Source organism: Gardnerella sp. DNF01195, from assembly GCF_049244175.1.
Taxonomy (GTDB): domain Bacteria; phylum Actinomycetota; class Actinomycetes; order Actinomycetales; family Bifidobacteriaceae; genus Bifidobacterium; species Bifidobacterium leopoldii.
The window spans coordinates 54,347-74,774 of the sequence record NZ_CP058383.1 but is presented as its reverse complement, the minus strand read 5'-3'; the positions used below and the strand labels follow the sequence as shown (position 1 = coordinate 74,774).

Genomic DNA, 20,428 nt, shown 5'->3' with positions numbered 1-20,428 from the left:
TCACTGCACTACTGTGTGCAATAAATTGTTGTATGCAAGTTTTACGTTTGATTGGTAACTTTAATTTTTAAGATTTCAATATGGCTCATGTATCAGTTTCATATTGAAAGCAGTAAGGTTTTACTCATTCCTGTATGCTCAAATACCAGATGTATTAAGGTGAGTCACTGCAAGCTCCATCACACTTTCCTGCGTAGCCTCGCTTGCAGCTAATTCACCGCTGATTCTGCCGTTCGACATCACCAATACGCGATCTGACATGCCAAGCACTTCAGGCAAATCTGAGGATGCCATCAGCACAGCACCTCCATTTTCTACGATACTGTTAATCAACTCGTAAATTTCTACACGAGCACCAACATCAACACCACGAGTAGGCTCATCCAGCAATAGCACTTTCACGTTCGCCATAGACCATTTGCCGAACACGATTTTTTGTTGATTACCGCCAGATAGCGAACCAGCGGGTTGATCAATGTTTGCCATACGAATACGCAATTTTTTTGCAGTTTCTTCTTCGCGAGTACGCTGCCCTTTCAAATCCGCAAATCCTGCATGTGCTGTAGGAACTAATGTAGAAATTCCCAAATTTTCTGCAACAGATGCTTCAAGAATCAACCCTTGTACTCGACGATCTTCTGGGACTAAACCAAGACCAGCTGCGATGCTTCCTGCAATATTCGCTTTCGCAATAGATTTACCATCAACAGTTATTGAACCTGAATCATAACTATCTGCACCAAATATTGCACGAAGAACTTCGGTACGACCAGCACCTACCAAACCTGCAAGACCCACAACTTCGCCAGCATGAACGCTGAAGGATACATTTTCTAACGTACCTTTTCGCGTTAAGCCTTCTACTTTTAGCAGCTCTTTGCCTTGACTACGTTTGCCATGAGGGAATTGATTTGTAATATCACGACCTACCATGAGTTTTACAAGTTCCTTCTCAGGAACTTGCGCATCAACAGTATCGACGTATTTGCCATCGCGAAGTACAGTTACAACATCACCAATACGCGCAATTTCATCTAAATGATGAGAAATAAACACCATTCCAACATTTTTGGATTTTAAATCTTCCATAATGTTAAATAACTGTTCACATTCTGGTTTTGTTAGAGCAGCTGTTGGTTCATCAAGAATAAGGATAGATGCATGTTGCATAAGTGCTTTGGCTATTTCTACCATTTGTTGACGAGCTACACCAAGTTGTCCCATTGGCTTATTGACATCTTCATCTAAACCGATAACTTGCAATGCAGATTCCGCACGAGCACGCATCGTCGCCCGACTAACAAAACCAGCTTTCGTAGGAAGCATACCAAGGAACAAATTTTCCATAATAGAAAGTTCTGGCACCAAATTTAACTCTTGGTGAATCACAGCAATGCCCAATTTGCGAGCAGTATCCACATTAGGAATTCGCACTGTTTCACCATTGATCTCAATATGACCTTTATCTGGCTGATAAATGCCACTCATCATCTTAATAACTGTTGACTTGCCCGCACCATTTTCACCAAGGAGAACATGCACTTCACCTGGTTTTACTGTTACAGACACATTGTCAACTACCGTAGAATTACCGAATATTTTCGATACTCCTACTAGCGATAGTTCCGTCATGTCCTACCTCTTTCTTCGCTACAGCACCACTGCTGCCACGAAAATGCAATAAATTACGCTACATTACGCTTGTACTTTGGATGAGAATTATGCCGCAATGTGCATGCAAAAACGTAACAACAACGGTACGCTCAGGCGATTGCTGCACACGCTTACAAAGTCACGGTACAAAAATCAATAACAATAGTGTCAAGCTATAGAATAACAGCCTTACAGCTACGCATTTCCTAACGATTCACGCGGAATATACATAGTTTCTACTCGCTGCGATTGAACATCAACATTATGTTCTAACATATCCAAAAAAAGTGCAGCACTAGTACGACCAATGCGCTGAACTTGTTGCGAAATAGTAGAAATACGCGGCGTTGCTAAGCGGAATATTTCAACATCATCAAACGAGATAAGTGAAATATCACTGCCTATCACTAATCCTTCACGAGCCATTACATCCATCACTCGCAGCGCATCTGGCGAATAGCCGATAATAAGCGCTTTTACACCAACGCTAATCATGCGATGCAACACGCTAGCACATGAGGATTGTTCAAATCCCGTAGATTCTACAAATACATGTTCTTCGCCAAATATCTCCGAAGCCACTGTACGAAATACTTGTTCACGTTCTTGCAGTGACGGTGAAGCGATAATTGGACCCGACACGTAGCCAACTGAGCAAAAACCATGTTGTTTAACATCCAATAATGCGTCACGAATACCTTGCTCTGGATCCGAATCCACAACTGGCACATGCGTCAAATCGCCAGTCCGAGGTTCCACATGTCGATCCATAAACATAAGTGGAAGATGCTGCTCCATCAACATTCTCATAGCATCAGTTTCCTCACCTTGAGGCACAATAATCGCACCATCAATGCGTTGAGAAAGAATACTTGTAATAAATGAATCTTGACGAGCCGCACTCTCAGAAGATGTTCCAATAAACGCACAATAGCCGGCATCAAACAACGAGTCTTGCACAGTATACGCAAGCTCAGCAAAATACGCATTGCGTATATCTGGCACAAGTAACCCCACTGTCTTAGTACGAGATGACCGCATCGCCTGAGCGCGAGAATCTGGTATATAACCTAGTTCCGCAACTGCACGCTCAACTTTCGCCTTAGTGTTTGCCGATATACGACCCGTATTATTCAATGCGCGAGAAACAGTTGATACTGATATACCAGCACGTTGCGCAACATCGCGAATCGTAATGTACGACATGACACCTCCAGCTCATCTCTTATGCTCAACCAGTGTTAACAATTTTGCACTGTTATCGATATGTTTTGATTTTAGCTTGTACTCCATGTTTTATACTACGTTTTTCCATATACTCCTCTCGTTGGAGAAAAACAGCACTATGCAACCATGCATAAGAGCCTCTGTGCAATCTTATTCTCAATGAGCAGCTTCATCAGCGCTGAATAGAATCCGCAAATTGAGATAACGTTTCCACAATTGTCGGTTTCTTCAACTTACCTCATGCGGTAACGTTACCGCAACTATAACATTTTGCTAGAATGAACACAAGGGGAACACGCTAAAAATTACTTTTCATGCACTGCGTTATCTTGAATTAAATGCAACATTAAAAAATAATGCAACACTTATCTAACGTTGATGCGCAAAAAAGTTTCGCAAGAGCCTAGCACACTCAGATTCGCATACTGAACCAATGACTTCCGGGCGTGAGCCAACATGAGGATCTCGTAAAATATCCCACACAGACCCACACGCACCAAGTTTGGCATCCCACGCCCCGAAAATCACGCGTTTAAGACGCGTTTGCAGCACAGCCCCAGCACACATGGGGCAAGGTTCAAGAGTTACTACCAGAGTACAGTCAGATAGATTCCAAGATTTACGCGAGATAGCAGCATCTTTCATAGCAAGCACTTCAGCATGAGCCAAAGGATCAGCACTCTGCTCCCGCATATTTGCGCCTTTGCCAATAATATTACCGCCACCATCAAGCACAACTGCTCCAACTGGAACTTCGCCTGCAGAAGCAGACTCTCGAGCCAAATTCAAGGCTTGATTCATTGCAAATACTATCTCATCGCGCATATTCATGAAATCACTTTACAGATTAATTTACAGATTAAGAAAAAACAAAATCGAATAAATTTACATAAATCTAAGTAAATTTACATAAGCCCAGAAGAAATATCGTGAGTTACGAACCACTTGCGAATATCGCCAATTTCGTTCATATCAACAGCATGATCCAACCCGCGATAACGACGTTCTTCAAGCCAAGTGTGCTCCTCAAGCCACGCTGCAGCAGCCGAGAATTCGTAAGGAGGAATCACGCCATCCTCTAATCCATAGCCGAAAAATACAGGAGTATTACGCTCAGCTAAATCGTCATCTTTTAAAGCAATTTCAGATGCAGAAGCAGGAACATTAGGAGCTATGAATCCGGAAAGCGAAACGGCTGCACGGTAACGCGCAGGATTCAAACGCAAAACATGCACTGCGAGCGCAGCTCCTTGCGAAAAACCAAATGGCACAATGTCGCGATTTGCTGGAATATTTTCACGCACCCACTCGTCGATTGAGACAGCAGCAGCATACATGTCGTAATCTAAATCTTCTCGCTGCGGCACAGCATCGTGGAACCAACTGTAAGCACCTTCTGCCAGCTTAAGCGGAGCGCGTAAAGCAATTGCATCATTATATGGTGCCACTACTCGCAACAAATCCAATAAATCTTCCTCATTAGAGCCCCAACCGTGAAGAAGCAGAAGCAGCGGATGCGTTGGATGAGCTGAAGCATCCCCTTGCGAATACTGTGCATTTGTAACTTTTAAAGGCTCACCAAAACGGCCCGGCACAACGTGAGATTCGCGACCAATATGTGGATCGTAAGAATTGTCACCTACATTATTGATATTTAGTTCATCGTTAGCGTTCATTACATCACCGTCGCTTGTAATAAATAGAAGTTTGTACAATACTCGAGAAGTTTGTACAACATTCGCACTTTTTGCACTGCAGTTGCAATATAGTTGCTTTATATTTGCACTATACTTGCACAAAAGGCCAGAATCGTAAGAGGCAAAACCCTTGCAATTCCAGCCTTTTTGACGAGTGCGAACGGCGGGACTTGAACCCGCACGAGCATACGCTCACTGCCACCTGAAGACAGCGCGTCTACCATTCCGCCACGTTCGCATACAAAGTGCAAGGCTATCATATTTAACATAAATTCGCAATATTTAGCCTAGCATTTTGCGCTCAAAACTACTCTCAGCCTTTTGCACCTTTTTCGTAATAATGAGCAAGAGTTTCATCGCGAAACTCTTCAAAATATCCGCCGTCAATAGAAGCTCGAATATCGTCGAGCAGCTTCACAAAGAAACGCTCGTTGTGAATAGTTGCAAGCGTAAATCCGTTCATTTCACTAGCGCGCAGCAAATGATCCACATACATTCTGGAATAATGCGTACAAGTGTAGCAATCGCAGCCTTCTTCAAGCGGACGCTGATCATGCTTAAACTCAGCACGTTTTACGTTGTAGCGACCATGTCGAGTAAAAATTGCGCCGTTCCTTCCGCAACGAGCAGGAGCAACACAGTCGAAAGTATCTCCACCATTCTCAACACACGCAAAAATATCGTCAACTGCGGCAATACCAAGCACGTGACGAGGTCGATTTTCCGGCATAGCATCGCAAATCCATGCGCAAGTATCACCAATAATCCGCTTCTCAATAGCGCCGCCGATTCCAACTCCATCAAAATCTAAAGAAGCAATTTCTTCAGCTGCATGCCTACGCAAATCCTCATAATTCGCGCCCTGCACAACGCCGTATAACGCTTGATAAGGCTTGCCAACGCGCTCCTGCGTTAAACGCTGATGTTCAGCAACACAACGCTTAGCCCAGCGGAACGTACGCTCCACCGATTCCTCCTGGTAGCGACGCGTATTCATCAAAGTAGTAAGCTCATCGAAAGCAAACATAATATCCGCACCCAGCTTATGCTGGATTCCCATAGAAATTTCAGCACTAAAACGGTGCTTGGCTCCGTTAAGAGGAGACTTAAAAGTTACGCCATCCTCGTCAACAAAAGCCATACGCTCCTTACCTGCTGCAATAACATCATCCGACTTCATGCCGGTAACGTCCATTGCAAGAGTCTTCTTAAAACCAGCACCTAAAGAAAGAACCTGAAAACCGCCAGAATCCGTAAAGGTTGGCTTATCCCAGTTCATAAACTTTCCCAATCCGCCAGCTTCGTCAAGAACATCCGCGCCAGGACGTTCGTACAAATGAAAAGCATTTGAAAGCATGCACTGAGCACCCAAATCCTTAATGCTTTCTGGCAACACTGCCTTCATTGCAGCTTGCGTTGCAACAGGTACAAATGCTGGGGTCTGAATATCCCCATGAGGCGTGTGAATTACGCCGGTGCGCCCATAGCGAGCGCCGTCACGACCTTTACCTTCAGCAGTATTGGAAAGTCGCGTTTTAGTTGTAAACGAAAATTCTTTGCGGTCACCAGGTTTCCCCGGCTCAGCTCCGCGTGGATGTTCAAGAAGACTTGTCATAGCATTTACTTTATTAGAAGGCATGACGAGTATAAATAAAAAACACGCACAATTTATATTTTTATGTGGCAATATCCAAATTAATTTGCAAAATTTATGAAATTTACAAGGCAAACTATTTAAAAAATTATAAAAAAACATACTATCTCTTACATAGATAATGGCATGGTTTATTATGGTGTGTTAAGAGTCTTTTGTAAGGAGGATGAATGGCTGACGATATGTATGGTGCAAATCAGCAGGAATCCAATGAAACTGCAAATAATGGATATTACGAGCAGCAGGAACAGCCGACGCAACCAGCACAACCAACGCAAACAACGCAACCAGCACAAACATATAGCCCAGCTCCTGAATTCGGAGCTTACGGCCCAACAAATAACGAAAATGAAGTTGGTACAAACACTACACAGTATCCAGCTAACAATTACGCCGTAAACCAAAATAACGATGCGGATAATACAAATATCAACAATGCTCCTACGCAATACATTGGATCACAAAATTACTACGGAAATAATAATTTTAACGGCTTCGGAAATCCGTATAATTACGGCACAGACAATAATTCTTACCCAAATAATGAAGTTGGCAATCAAACACCAGCGCAGCAGAATTTTAACAATAATGCAAGTAACGAAGAAAATGAAAATATAGCAAAAACAAGCATTATTAGCACAAATGCAGCAAATACAAACGACACAAACAAAAAAGGTAACAAAAGAAAAACAAAAAGCTCTTCGTCAACTGCTTTTGTCGCCATTTTATCCTCCGCAATTTCTGCAATAGTTTGCGTAGTTGTAGTCCTATTTGTAGTCTCGCAAGGTCTTATTTCAATTCCACAAAGCGGCTCTTTCGCAAACATCGGCTCTCATTCTTCTGGCCCTGGGACCGCAGTAGTTAAAGGTGGTCAATCTCCAGATTGGCAAGGAGTTGCAAAAAATGTTTCCGGAGCCGTTGTTTCTATACAAACTCGTTTAGAGAAAGGCATGGGGAAGGGTTCTGGAGTAATCATTGATTCAAAAGGTTATGTTGTAACAAACAATCACGTAATTTCTGATGCAAAAGAAATTCAAGTAACCCTTTCTAATGGTCAAATTTATTCAGCTACATTAGTCGGAGCAGATAAAACTACTGATTTGGCAGTACTTAAATTAGACAATTCACCAAATAATTTAAAGACAGTCCAATTTGCAGATTCTAATCTACTTTCCGTTGGTGAACCAGTTATGGCAATCGGGAATCCGCTTGGATATGACGATACAGCTACCACAGGCATTGTTTCGGCTTTGAATCGTCCAGTATCAGTTATGGACGACCAAAGCCGCTCTGAAATTGTAACTAATGCAGTACAAATTGATGCAGCTATTAATCCAGGAAATTCGGGCGGCCCAACTTTTAACGCTGCCGGAAAAGTCATAGGTATTAATTCTTCTATTGCAGCAACATCAGCTCAAGGGGAAACTACAGGATCAATCGGCATCGGCTTTGCAATTCCAGCAAATTTGGTGAAGCGAGTAGTTACAGAAATTATTAAAAACGGTTCTGTAAAACACGTAGCACTGGGAATCATGATTAAAAGCACAGCAGTTGAGTCCGAAGGAATTACTCGCGGAGGAGCTCAAATTGTTTCTGTCAATCAAGGAAGCCCTGCTGAAAAAGCCGGACTCAAAGCCAATGACACTATTGTTGCCTTTGACGATAAGCCTGTATCCAATAATTACGCACTCCTCGGGTATGTGAGAGCAACAGCGTTCAATCAAAAAGCTACGCTCACAATAGTTCGTAACGGCAACACACTTAAGTTGCAAGTTACATTCAACCAAGAAGAAGCTGCTGTTAATGGCACAAATAAGCAAGAAAAGAAATTAAAGAAAAACCAAAAGAAGCCTAGTAAAAAACGCGGCAGTAAGTCGGACGATGACGACGATGACGATTTACAACAACGTGGAGATGACGATGGTGACGATGGTGGAATATTTGATCCATTCGGTTTCTGGTAAATAAAACCGCATGTTTTACATTAAAAGTAAAACATTGTAATAAAAAATGCCCCTAAATAAGTTAGTTAACTTACGCAGGGGCATTTTCATAATGTAAAATATATTTAAATGTTTATATAAATGCGCTAATTATTTTTTACGCTCGTATACAATAATTCTTCCTTCTGAGGTCCCTGCTTTCCAAGATGATTTTGTTTTAGCAATAGTACGCTCAGTATAATGGTCAATATTGTAGTTTAAATACACAAAATAATACCAAGGCTTATCTGATTCTGTGACAAAGAATTTAGGTTCTTTCTTTGCTTTGCAAGCATCCCTTTCATTTGATGCCTGTTCTTGAGATGGCTGCTCATTTGTAATAAACGAGCTATTCTTATAGCTGCAATCAATAAGATTCTTTGAGAAATAAGGATTTGCTGTAATAAGCTGCCACGAATATTGATGAATATCTTCAAATTCAGGAACAATAACATTACCTTGTTTATCGGTCTTTTCGTCTTGATGCAGCCAAGACGTTACGAATCGCATGTTTTCAGCATGATTTTGCTTAATAAATTGCGCAAGTGCGCGCGAACCTGAATAGTCGAATCGAATATCGTTAACGCAAGAATACGCGTTCCAAATCAAGCTTGGGGACAATAAAACAACAGTAATAATGCCAGCAATAACTTTGTTTCCAACAGATTTACTTGCAGATCTACTGTTGCTATTTTCAGCTTTATTTGTATTTTTATTTACAACTTTGAATAACCTAAAAATAATCGTCGGCATATCTTTAGATTCCAGTGACTTACGCGCAATGCACATCCAAAGTTGAGCTACGAAGAATGCAAAAACGATTCCTGCGTGGTGCAAAGTGAAATACTGCGTAGCAACTACTGCAAAAGTCAAGTAAGGGAGTATCAAAGAAACAAGCATGCCCCTTCGATAAGCAATTCTTACGGCGAAAGCCCATATTAAAATCGAAATAATAACGCAAATAATCGCGGACGGTACGCTTAGTGTAAGTCTGCGTAAAGAGACATCGCCGGCAAATTGGGTAAACATACTTTCTGATGGCATAACGAAAATAAACGACAAGAATTGCGTAAGAGGAGAATTTCCGTCGAATGTTTCACGTGATGCAAAAGCATTAGCAGCAGGCCAAATGCAAATAATGCTTGCAATTCCAACTAAAGCAAGAATTATCCAGCTTACTAATCTGTTAATGTTAGAGAATATTTCAGCAAAAGCTTTTTTAATTCCTGCAGATTTTGCAGCTCGCCAAATCCAAGCTAAAGCAAAACCTGCCGATAAAGCAATACCGTACGCGCTGATTGCACATAAAAGTACAAGACTTAAAGCGAGTTTCCAAGTATCAGAAGGTTTAGAATCAGATTGTTTCCAATAATGTGCAACCATAAACAAAGCCGCGCAAAGAAGAGCATATGGACGCGAGGTAACGCCATATTGGAAGCACAAAAAATACGTAAATGGAAGCAAAAATACAGCCAATTTACTAAAAGGCGCGCGGAAAATAAGCCAGCCACCCAAAAGCGCAGTACATAAAAGCTGCACTCCTTTAAGACCTATCTCGTATGGCACTCCTGTTTTTGCAGGGATTGAAAGAAGCAAAGTCCAAAGCGGTGGATGGCCTTCATAATGTGGGCGAAGAGTTAACAAATCAGCAAACGAAGAATCGCGTGCAATAAGCCAACTTTGAGCTTCATCGAACCAAGGCTCATGGAAGCACATCACTACTACAACAACAGCCATGTACGCAATAAAAATAATCGCGCGCGCATGTTTTACGGACCATAGTTTATTTGGAATATTTAAAGTTTTAGTCGTATCCGTAGTTGCAGTTGCATCTGTAATAACTGCATTTGTATTCACAGTAGTATTTTCGCTCATAGTTGTTCTGTTTTCGCAGCCAAACGACGAGCATTAGCAACAGCGTACAAACTAATGCCTGCTGCAACAGAAGCGTTAAGAGATTCAACCGCGCTAGAAATTGGGATTCCAGCAATAGCATCGCACGCTTCTCGTGTAAGGCGACTCATACCCTTGCCTTCAGAACCGAGCACAACAACTAACGGGTCAGTTTCAAAACCAGTTTCTCCAACAAGCTTATCGCCTCCGCCATCAAGACCAATTGCATACCATCCGCGCTCACGCAAACTTTGAATTGCCTTATTTAAATTCACAACTCGAGCAACCGGCAGATGAGCTGCAGCACCGGCAGAAACCTTCCAAGCGGCAGCAGTTACGGAAGCACTTCTGCGCTCAGGCAAAATTACGCCATTAGCACCAAAAGCCGCTGCAGAACGAATAACAGCACCCAAATTTTGAGGATCTGTAACGCCGTCCAAAGCAATAAACAATGGTCGAGCATTAATGCGAGCAGAATCTGAATCAGCAGCTTCCATTGCGCGCGCCTTCTTTTCAGCGCGTTCAACTAACTCTTGCAAAGAGTGATACTGGTAAGGCTGAACTTTCAAAATAATGCCCTGATGATTCGTGCTATGTGCAATACGATCCATCTCAAGGCGATCTGCTTCAAGCAAACGCAAACCTTGCATGCCTGCTAACTTCACGATTTCGCGCGTGCGATCGTCGTGCTCAATGCGATTAGCTACATACAATTGCGTGCTTGGAACTCCAACTCTTAAAGCCTCTAAAGCAGCATTGCGACCAATTACCAACTCGTCTGAATCGCTACCAAGCTTATCCACGCGACGACGCGCAGCCAAACGAGGATCCGCAAACGTGCGCTTAATAGCAGCCTTCTTAGCAAAATAAGCTTTGTGATACACGCGATCTTCAGCCTTCGGAGTAGGCCCTTTTCCGCGTAAAGCATTGCGATGTTTTCCACCCGACCCCTTGGTCGGTCCTTTTTTCGTAGTCATACTCCTATTCTCACATGCCCCCGAGGCATTGCTATTAATGGCTTTCTGGAGTCGGCAAAATTTGCTGATTCTAAGCTCGGCGCGTTGTATGGCATAATAGAACGGTACTTAATTGTTGCAAACTATTGCAATATTCCACAACCGCGCAATAGTTACAATACGAAGCGCTAAAAATAGCGTTAGCATTGCGATTATTGACTACTCCGCGGCACTCCCAAGGGGGAAGATATGGTTGATCACGCTCTTGATCAATCCAATAAAACGGCTGACGCTTCAGCTAATAGCAAAGATCCATCATTGTGTGATGTTCAACAAGTAGCTAAATCGCTTAACGTAGATATTTCATGCGGTTTAAGCTCTGAGGAAGCCGCAAAAAGACTTGATCAATTCGGTCCGAATGCGCTTGCTGCTGCTCCTAAAATTCCAGCATGGAAACGATTCCTTGATCAATTTAAAGATCCGCTCGTTTACTTGCTTATTGCAGCAACTATTATTTCTGCAATCGCGTGGTTTGTTGAGCGCGCACAACATAAAGGAAACAGCGGTGGAGAGATTCTGCCGTTTGATTCAATCGTAATTATCATTATTTTGATTGCAAATGCAGTTCTTGGCTACATTCAAGAGTCGCGGGCAGAAGAAGCAGTCGAAGCTTTAGCTAGAATGAGCGCTCCGCAAACTTCAGTTTTGCGCGATGGTAGCGTGGTGCGCATTAATACTGCAGAAGTTGTGCCAGGCGATATTTTAGTGCTTGGCGAAGGCGATGCCGTGTCTGCAGACGGTCGACTTATAGCAGCAGCCTCCTTACGCGTAGCAGAAGCAAGCCTTACAGGCGAATCTGTAGCAGTAAGCAAACGCCCAAACACACTTTCGTCTGCAAAAGCTTTAGGCGATCGTACAAATATGGTTTTCAACGGAACTGCTGTTACGCAAGGAACCGGTCGCGCTGTAGTCACCTCTACAGGCATGCGCACACAAGTTGGCAAAATCGCGGATATGCTTTCAAAATCAGATGACGAAGCAACACCTCTCGAGAAAGAAATGGTACACGTTTCTAAAGTTCTTGGAATTGCGGTGTGCATTATTGCGGCTGTTGTTCTTGCTTCCATGTGGCTGATTGAAGGCTTCCACAGTATTCAAGATATTATTGATTCTCTGCTGCTTTCTGTTTCCCTAGCTGTTGCTGCTGTTCCAGAAGGTTTAGCTGCGATTTTGACAGTAGTTCTTGCGCTTGGCGTGCAACGAATGGTGAAGCATCATGCTGTTGTAAAAAAGCTTTCATCCGTGGAAACACTTGGTTCTGCTTCTGTTATTTGCTCCGATAAAACAGGTACTTTAACTCGAAACGAGATGACTGTTGAGCGCGTAATAACACCTAGCGGCGAAGTTCAGCTTACAGGAAGCGGTTACAAGCCTGAAGGTCGTATGATATTAATTGGTTCTGTAGATGCTGACTTAGCAGTGCCGCAAAATCTTGCTACAGAAGTATTAGGCGCGTTAGGCTCCGGATGTTTAGCTAACGACGGCGATTTACACTATGACGAAACTACTAAAAGTTGGCAGCCTGTGGGAGACCCTACAGAAGTTTCGCTAGTAGTAGCAGCGCGTAAAACAAAGGCAGACAAACGTTACGCTCATTTGACTCGAGTTGCGGAAGTACCTTTTACTTCTGAACGCAAACGTATGTCTGTTGTCGTTAAAGATGGTTCGGATTCTGGAAATCTGATTGTTTGTGCTAAGGGCGCTCCGGACGTGCTGCTTTCTTATTGCACGCGTATTGCAGTAGCTGGTGCCGTGCGTTCGCTTACTGACGGCGATCGCGAAGATATTTTAGCAACTGTTGAGCGTCTTTCCGGAGAAGCCTACCGCACGCTTGGAATGGCTTATAGGCCGCTTGGAGTCGATAGTCTTTCAAAAGTTGATGGCATGGTTTCTAACGCTGCAGGTCAAATCGCGGACGTCGCAGAACAAAGTGACGTACTAGAATCTGATTTGATTTGGAACGGCATGGTTGGAATTATTGATCCTCCGCGAATTGAAGTTCGAGATAGTGTAGCTCAAGCTCATCGCGCTGGAATCCGCACTGTTATGATTACAGGCGATCATCCTCTTACGGCTACGCGTATTGCTCGAGATCTTGGAATTATTGGAAAAGATGAGCATGCGCTTACAGGCGACGAACTTGACGAGTTGCTCTCACGCGACGACGACAACATTGCTTTTGATGAAGCAATCAGTAAAACTAGCGTGTATGCGCGAGTAGCTCCTGAGCACAAGTTAGCTATCGTTTCTTCGCTTCAACGTCAAGGAAATATTGTTGCGATGACAGGCGATGGCGTGAACGATGCTCCAGCCGTAAAATCTGCCGATATTGGCGTAGCAATGGGCATTACGGGTACAGAAGTAACTAAAGAGTCTGCCAAGATGATTTTGGCTGACGATAACTTCTCTACAATTGTTGCAGCAGTGCGCGAAGGTCGCGGAATTTTCGACAATATTCGTAAATTCTTGCGATACTTGCTCAGCTCTAACGTTGGTGAAGTTTGTACGGTTTTCGGCGGCGTAGTTTTTGCTGGCGCACTTGGAATTACGCAGCCAAACTCTGTTGGAGTTACTTTGCCTTTGCTTGCAACTCAGCTTTTGTGGATTAACTTGCTTACGGATGCAGCTCCTGCACTCGCGATGGGCGTTGATCCGCAAACTGACGACGTAATGGATCGAAAGCCTCGAAAGCTTACCGATAGCGTTATTGACCGACGAATGTGGGGAGATATTGTATTTATCGGCATAATCATGGCTGCTATTACGTTAATTGGCATGGATATGCATTTGGCAGGCGGATTCTTTACGGACCGTTCTGTTGGAATTATGGATCACGCTGCTCAGCTTACTCACGCTCGCACAATGGGCTTCACAATTCTTGTGTTTGCGCAAATGCTGAATGCGTTAGCATCTCGTTCAGACTCACAAAGCGTATTTGTAGGCTTATTTGCAAATCGTTGGCTTTGGGGCGCTATAGCAGTTTCTGTTGTGCTTCAGTTGGCTGTAATTTACATACCGTTCTTGAACGAGCCATTTGGCACTGTTCCTTTGAGCGTAACGGAATGGTTCGAGTGCCTCGGTCTTTCAATGGTTGTGTTAATTGCTTCCGAACTTAGAAAGTGCTTCTTGCGTTTTCTTGCTAAGCGTAAAGCGGCTAAATCCTTAACTGCAGTTGCTTAAAAAGCAAGCAATTAGCTAAAAAATATCAGCTGATTTATAAATACGCGGTACAGTACGTAGTTTTCTTACATAACCTACGTCTCTGTGCCGCGTTTTGTGTTTTTATTTTCTATAAAATTTTTTGCTTATTGCTCATGAATATTTATTTGTTTTCAGGAAATAGCTTGCATCATACTCACAGACCGCGGCACGCGCTACAATTGTGCGTATTGTATTTTTCGCGCAAAATAGCAATAAATATTTCGTGCGAACAATGAAGTTGCTGATGTATAAGCTTTATTGCAAGGAGATTTGACGTCATGCTGTTGTCTGATCGCGACATTCTCAAAGCTCATGATGAGGGTCACATTGATTTGACCCCGTGGACCCCGGAAATGGTACAGCCAGCGTCAATTGACGTGCGCCTCGACCGTTTCTTCCGATTATTTAACAATCATGCTTACACGTATGTTGATCCTGCAGAAAATCAGGGAGAACTTACAGAACAGTTCGAGGTAGCTCCTGACGAGCCATGGATTCTTCATCCTGGAGAGTTCGCACTCGGCGCTACGTGGGAGTATGTAAAACTTGACGCTACTATTGCTGCACGTTTGGAAGGCAAAAGCTCGCTTGGTCGTCTTGGCATTTTGACACATTCCACAGCTGGCTTCATTGATCCAGGTTTCGAAGGTCATATTACTTTGGAGCTTTCAAACGTTAGCACTTTGCCAGTTAAACTTTGGCCTGGCATGAAGATTGGTCAAATGTGCTTCTTCCAGTTAAGCTCACCATGTAAAAACCCATACGGTTCAGCTGTTAACGGATCACACTATCAAGGTCAGCGCGGTCCAACTCCGTCACGTTCGTATGAACATTTCTATCGTGCTGATTTAAGCGAATAGTATTTTTAGAAAAATGATTCCGTTTTTAGAAAATTAATTCCTAAAATAGCAAGATTTAGAAGAAAAGTAGATAATTCTCAGGTAATTATCAGTTAGCGTTACTGTTCTGCTCAGAATAGTGTGGTTATATAATATTGTCGACAAAAAGACAGGTGCAAAGCACCTAAAAAATTATTCTTTTCTTCTCTCCTTTATTTCCCCGGCGCATAGACGCCGGGGTTAAATTTTTTCCGCACGAAACGCCGAATTAACACTAAAAGGTTGACATTGTCACAGCTACGGCTAAACTTGTGCAACAAGATTGGAGGTTGATGAACATGAATACTCGTTTCTGGCGCAGCTGGCGTAGTTAAAAGCGAGTTCACATATCGGTGTGGGCTTGCTGATTTTAAACAAATCAACGGGGCTATGCCGGATTCATCATCAACATTATTTGAGCTGAATGGCATATAAGCTGCCATCCAGCTTTTTTATTATCTGAGCACACGCCCTTCAAAATTACAAAATAATCAACACAACAAATAACAAACCTAATGCCGATTTCCTCGGCACTCACAAGAAGGGCAAAATTATGGTAAACGCAGTTGAACAAAACATGTATTACGGTGAATTTGGCGGACAGTACGTACCAGATATGATTCGTCCAGCACTCGACGCAGTAGCAGCAGCTTACTTACAATACAAAGACGATCCAGAGTTCCGCAATGAATTGGCGGGATTATTAAAAGATTACGACGGTCGCGAAACACCTTTATACTATGCTGAATCTTTCACAAAATATTTAGGCGGCGCAAAAGTATATTTAAAGCGCGAAGATTTAAACCATCTCGGCGCTCACAAAATGAATAATGTTCTCGGACAAATTTTACTCGCTCAGCGCATGGGTAAAAAGCGCATTATCGCTGAAACCGGAGCCGGTCAGCATGGCGTTGCCACTGCTGCTGCAGCAGCACGATTCGGCATGGAATGCGAAATTTTTATGGGCGCACTTGATTGCGAACGCCAAAAACTTAACGTTTTTAGAATGACTTTGCTCGGTGCAAAAGTTCATGCTGTTCAAGAGGGCACAAAAACTTTAAAAGATGCTGTAACTGCAGCATTTATGGATTATGCACAGCACTTGGATGATACCTTCTACATCGTTGGTTCCGCAGTGGGACCTTACCCTTATCCACAAATGGTTCGCGATTTTCAAAGCGTTATTAGCAAAGAGTCAAGAAGGCAGATCCTAGAAAAAGAAGGCAGATTACCGAATGCTGTAATTGCTTGCATTGGTGGCGGTTCTAATGCAATTGGTTCTTTTGCAGCATATATTGATGATCCGTCTGTACGATTGATTGGCGCTGAAGGCGCAGGTAAAGGTGCTGATACTCCTCAAAATGCTGCTACTATGACGAATGGAAAAATTGGCATTACGGACGGCATGAAAACTTATGTTCTTATGGATGATGACGGTAACGAGCTTCCAGCCTACTCTATTTCTGCAGGATTAGATTATCCTGGAGTCGGCCCAGAACATTCATATTTAAAGGATTCTGGTCGCGCAGAATACTACGCGATCACTGATGATGAAGCAGTTCAAGCTTTCCGCGCACTTTCTAGAGTCGAAGGAATCATCCCAGCTTTGGAAAGCTCACACGCAATAGCACAAGCTATGAAGATGGTTCCAAAGATGAGTAAGGATGACATTGTTTTAGTAACAGTTTCCGGCCGTGGAGATAAGGATGTGAATCAAGTAGCACGCTATCTTGGCATTGAATTATAAATCATTAATTTAGCAACAAATAAAACGAGGCAGTAACTCTCAAAATAAAGTGAGAATAAAAGAAAAGTAAGAGAAGAAGAATACGGCACTTCTGTAGCTAACTTAGCAAACAGAAGTGCCTATTTTCATTTTTAAACAGAATATCCTACTTATTTTTTATGCAAATCAGAACATGCTGAACTAATTATTTTGCACAATTCTTCCATAATTTTGTCTACTGGAGAAGCTGCACGCCAATTCAAATATAACGATCGATAAGGTTTAGGATTCTTAAACTCACGCAACGTCAAACCAATTGGTTGCACAATTGGAGGTACAGTTGCAAGACGCGGCAATAATGTCACATCTTTGCTACCTATAACCATATATCGCAAAGTTTCTAACGACGTTGCCCTAAATTCTGATTGTTTCGCACCTACTTTTTGGCATACATCGAGCATGCTTCTACGCATACAGTGCCCATCTTCTAATAAAAGCACTTTCTGAGTAGACAAATCTGAAAGTTCAATTGGTTTACTCTCGTGGCCTAGCAAAGAATTTGTAGAAGCCGCAAGAAGAAAATCTTCGTCAAAAACATGACACACTTTTATTGAAGGCGCATTCAAACTTTCGCTTAATATAACTGCGTCGACTTGACCACTATCTAGCAAATCAATAAGTTTCGCTGATTTTTCTTCTATAAAACGAATAGTAAGTTTTGGTTTTAAACGCCTGAGTGCAGGCATAATTCTTGGAAGTAAGTATGGTCCTAACGTTGGGAACACACCCAAAACCACTGTAGATGACCATGGATCTTCTGAACGTCTTGCAGCTTGTCGAATACGTGACATATCTGCCTGAATACGTTTAGCGTAATAAACCACTTCCCTCCCAGCAGGAGTTAAGATTTGTTTCCCGGGAGTGCGCTCAATAAGTTCTACGTCTAAAGTCTCTTCAAGTTTTTTAATTTGCGTTGAAAGAGTAGGCTGAGAGACGCGCATACGAACAGCCGCCTTGGTAAAGCTTCCTTCTTGTGCAAAAGCTATTAGATATTCTAACGCTCTAATATTCATAAGACGCCTCCCATTGTTTATTGCATAATAAATTTTATAAATTATTTATTTTGCGGGTTGCGGATAAGATAGTCAAATGCAGATAACGCAGCATTGGCTCCAGAACCATACGCTGTAACGATCTGCTTATACGGTTCGTCTGAACAATCTCCAGCAGCAAAAACACCCGGAGTATCAGTGCATCCAGCGCGATTCGTAATAATTTCTCCTCGATTATTAAGAGAAATATTATTTGCAAGCCAACGAGTATTCGGAGCTAAACCAATTTGCACAAAAACCCCATCGGTTTCAACAATATGTTCTTCGTTTTCATCATTGTCTGCTTTATTGCGATCTATGTAACGTATTGCAGTAACTTTACTACCACTACCTTCAATACTGCTTACTGCAGCACTTGTAATAACTTCAGTGTTAGGTAATTTATGCAAAGCATTAAGCAATACTTGATCCGCTTTAAGCACATCCATGAACTCAATCACAGTAACGTGTTTTGCAACTCCTGCTAAATCAATAGCAGCTTCAACACCAGAATTTCCACCGCCAACAACGACAACATTCTTATCTTTGAAAAGTGGACCGTCGCAATGAGGACAGAATGATACGCCTCTATTCCTATACTCATCTTCTCCAGGAACGCCCAACGTACGCCAAGTCGCGCCAGTTGCAATAATCACTGCACGCGCTTTCAAAGATCCGCCAGAACGCGCATGAATAGTATGTAACCCATATGGTTCCTTAGATAAATCGAGCGAGTCTGCCCAATCAGGAGTAAATACGTCAATATCGTATTGAGAAATATGCTTAGTTAAATCTACTGCTAGTTGAGAACCAGTCGTATGAGTTTGTGAAATATGATTTTCAATACTTTCAGTTTCTACAACCTGGCCGCCACGATGATCCATAATCATAGCCGTACGCAAGCCCTTGCGAGCAGTGTAAATTGCGGCAGCAGAAGCAGCAGGACCGCCGCCAACAATAACAATATCGTATGGATTTTGCGAATTCATTTTTTCTGCGAGCGCAACATTTGCCGAAGAAACGCTATTACCATTATTGCCATCCTCATCCTGCTCAACAGATTTTTCTTGTGATGCAAGCACAGATACAAGTTCGTCAATTCCTGCTCGTCCGGAGGAAATAAGTTTGCCATTTTCAAAAACTGCTGGCACGCTCATTACACCAAGTTTATCTACTTCTTCGCGGAAAGCGCTACCTTCAACTACAGTATGCTGAACTTTAGGGTTAATAATAGAAATGGTGTTAAGCGATTGCACAACTTCTGGGCAATTCAGGCAAGTTACCGACATGTATGTTGTCACATTGTGTGAACCAAGCTTTAGTATTGCATCGCGTTGCTCATCACTAATTTTTGGCGCATAGCCACTTACTTGTAGAAGTGCTAGTACTAAAGAGCTGAATTCGTGCCCTAAAGGCAATCCCGCAAAACTAATCGATACAGTGGATTCTCCATTTATTGGATTATCTAGTTTTCTACGCAATTCAAAGCTTGGCTTACGCTTTACATTGCTAATTTCATTATTATTTACTTCAGAAATACTGATTTTGTCACTTTGCTGAGATACTTCTTCCAGTAAGGATTTAACTTTTTGAGATGTTTCAGAATTATCAACGTAAGAAACGATTTCTATTTTAGATACCATCTTTTTTAGTAATTCTGAAAGCTGAGCAGTTAATGACGCATTCAACAAAGACATAATTTACTTCCCTCGGTAATTTTAGTCACAAGTAAAAATAAGCGAATGCGTAGGAAACTATGAACGTAGCTCCCTACGCATTGAGAATATTCTTTAAAAAGATTCTTTAATATTTAATTGCAAAAATCAGATTTTGCCGACTAAATCGATAGAAGGTTCCAAGGTTTCTTCGCCCTGCTCCCATTTTGCTGGGCAAACTTCGCCTGGGTGCGCTGCAATATACTGTGCTGCTTTAACTTTACGAAGGAGCTCGTCGGCGTTACGACCAATTCCGTCTGCGGTCATCTCAAAGAACTGAATCATACCTTGCGGATCTACGAGGAACGTAGCACGGTGAGCTAAACCGGATTCTTGATTCCAAGCGTCAAAATTACGCGAAAGAGCTCCAGAAGGATCACCCAACATAGTGTACTTTACTTTTGCAATTGCTTCAGAATCGTCATGCCATGCTTTGTGTACAAAATGTGTATCCGTAGAGACTGAGTAAACTTCAACGCCTAGCTTTTGCAATTCCTCATAGTGGTTTGCAAGATCTTCCAATTCAGTTGGGCATACGAATGAAAAATCAGCTGGATAGAAGAAGAAAATTGCCCATTTGCCAAGAACATCAGTATCGCTTACTTCAACAAATTCGCCATTCTTATAACCATTTACTTTGAATGGAAGAATATGTGTGTTCATTAAACTCATATCATTCTCCTAAATAGGTCATT

The 20,428-nt window shown here is 42.4% G+C and carries 14 protein-coding genes and 1 tRNA gene; 4 read left to right on the top strand and 11 right to left on the bottom strand.

The window, feature by feature from the left end:
• Window positions 1-138: 138 nt before the first annotated feature.
• The 6 genes from HXT43_RS00285 to tgt all read right to left on the bottom strand — a co-directional run bounded on the left by HXT43_RS00285 (window position 139) and on the right by tgt (window position 6,216).
• Window positions 139-1,632: a sugar ABC transporter ATP-binding protein gene (locus tag HXT43_RS00285; protein ID WP_032842457.1), complete on the bottom strand. Its 1,494-nt coding sequence runs from the start codon at window positions 1,630-1,632 to the stop codon at window positions 139-141.
• Between the two features lie 216 nt (window positions 1,633-1,848).
• Window positions 1,849-2,859, bottom strand: coding sequence for a LacI family DNA-binding transcriptional regulator (locus HXT43_RS00280; RefSeq protein WP_004106183.1), 1,011 nt, complete (start codon window positions 2,857-2,859; stop codon window positions 1,849-1,851).
• 390 nt (window positions 2,860-3,249) lie between these two features.
• A complete protein-coding gene (locus tag HXT43_RS00275; RefSeq protein ID WP_004106182.1) occupies window positions 3,250-3,711 on the bottom strand; it encodes a nucleoside deaminase in 462 nt (153 codons plus the stop codon).
• A 74-nt stretch (window positions 3,712-3,785) separates the two neighbouring features.
• Window positions 3,786-4,556 carry an alpha/beta hydrolase gene (locus HXT43_RS00270; RefSeq protein ID WP_112928822.1) on the bottom strand — a complete coding sequence of 257 codons (771 nt, stop codon included), beginning with the start codon at window positions 4,554-4,556 and terminating at the stop codon, window positions 3,786-3,788.
• 176 nt (window positions 4,557-4,732) lie between these two features.
• A tRNA-Leu gene (locus HXT43_RS00265) sits at window positions 4,733-4,815 on the bottom strand.
• Between the two features lie 75 nt (window positions 4,816-4,890).
• Entirely contained in the window at window positions 4,891-6,216 is a 1,326-nt protein-coding gene (gene tgt / locus HXT43_RS00260) for a tRNA guanosine(34) transglycosylase Tgt (protein WP_004106178.1), read from the bottom strand.
• Between the two features lie 185 nt (window positions 6,217-6,401).
• Here tgt and HXT43_RS00255 point away from each other — a divergent pair, with 185 nt between their 5' ends.
• Entirely contained in the window at window positions 6,402-8,195 is a 1,794-nt protein-coding gene (locus HXT43_RS00255) for a S1C family serine protease (protein WP_112928824.1), read from the top strand.
• A 129-nt stretch (window positions 8,196-8,324) separates the two neighbouring features.
• Here the strand turns inward: HXT43_RS00255 and HXT43_RS00250 are convergent, their stop codons facing one another.
• Entirely contained in the window at window positions 8,325-10,088 is a 1,764-nt protein-coding gene (locus HXT43_RS00250; protein ID WP_101885805.1) for a hypothetical protein, read from the bottom strand.
• The gene (gene rlmB, locus HXT43_RS00245; protein ID WP_004106172.1) at window positions 10,085-11,083 is read right to left on the bottom strand and encodes a 23S rRNA (guanosine(2251)-2'-O)-methyltransferase RlmB; all 999 of its coding nucleotides are present in this window, start codon (window positions 11,081-11,083) and stop codon (window positions 10,085-10,087) included. Before rlmB ends, HXT43_RS00250 begins: the two co-directional genes overlap by 4 nt.
• Window positions 11,084-11,311: 228 nt before the next feature.
• Between rlmB and HXT43_RS00240 the strand changes: the two genes are divergently transcribed.
• The 3 genes from HXT43_RS00240 to trpB all read left to right on the top strand — a co-directional run bounded on the left by HXT43_RS00240 (window position 11,312) and on the right by trpB (window position 16,948).
• Window positions 11,312-14,302 (top strand): cation-translocating P-type ATPase, encoded by a 2,991-nt coding sequence (locus HXT43_RS00240; protein ID WP_174143500.1) that lies wholly within the window; start codon window positions 11,312-11,314, stop codon window positions 14,300-14,302.
• A gap of 299 nt (window positions 14,303-14,601) precedes the next feature.
• Entirely contained in the window at window positions 14,602-15,183 is a 582-nt protein-coding gene (gene dcd / locus HXT43_RS00235) for a dCTP deaminase (RefSeq protein WP_064340247.1), read from the top strand.
• 571 nt (window positions 15,184-15,754) lie between these two features.
• Window positions 15,755-16,948, top strand: coding sequence for a tryptophan synthase subunit beta (gene trpB / locus HXT43_RS00230; RefSeq protein ID WP_004106157.1), 1,194 nt, complete (start codon window positions 15,755-15,757; stop codon window positions 16,946-16,948).
• Between the two features lie 149 nt (window positions 16,949-17,097).
• Here the strand turns inward: trpB and HXT43_RS00225 are convergent, their stop codons facing one another.
• The 3 genes from HXT43_RS00225 to ahpC form a co-directional block, all read right to left on the bottom strand.
• The gene (locus HXT43_RS00225; protein WP_004106155.1) at window positions 17,098-18,000 is read right to left on the bottom strand and encodes a LysR substrate-binding domain-containing protein; all 903 of its coding nucleotides are present in this window, start codon (window positions 17,998-18,000) and stop codon (window positions 17,098-17,100) included.
• A 41-nt stretch (window positions 18,001-18,041) separates the two neighbouring features.
• Window positions 18,042-19,715 (bottom strand): alkyl hydroperoxide reductase subunit F, encoded by a 1,674-nt coding sequence (gene ahpF / locus HXT43_RS00220; RefSeq protein WP_410299521.1) that lies wholly within the window; start codon window positions 19,713-19,715, stop codon window positions 18,042-18,044.
• A gap of 126 nt (window positions 19,716-19,841) precedes the next feature.
• Entirely contained in the window at window positions 19,842-20,405 is a 564-nt protein-coding gene (ahpC, locus tag HXT43_RS00215) for an alkyl hydroperoxide reductase subunit C (RefSeq protein WP_004119771.1), read from the bottom strand.
• Window positions 20,406-20,428 lie beyond the last annotated feature (23 nt).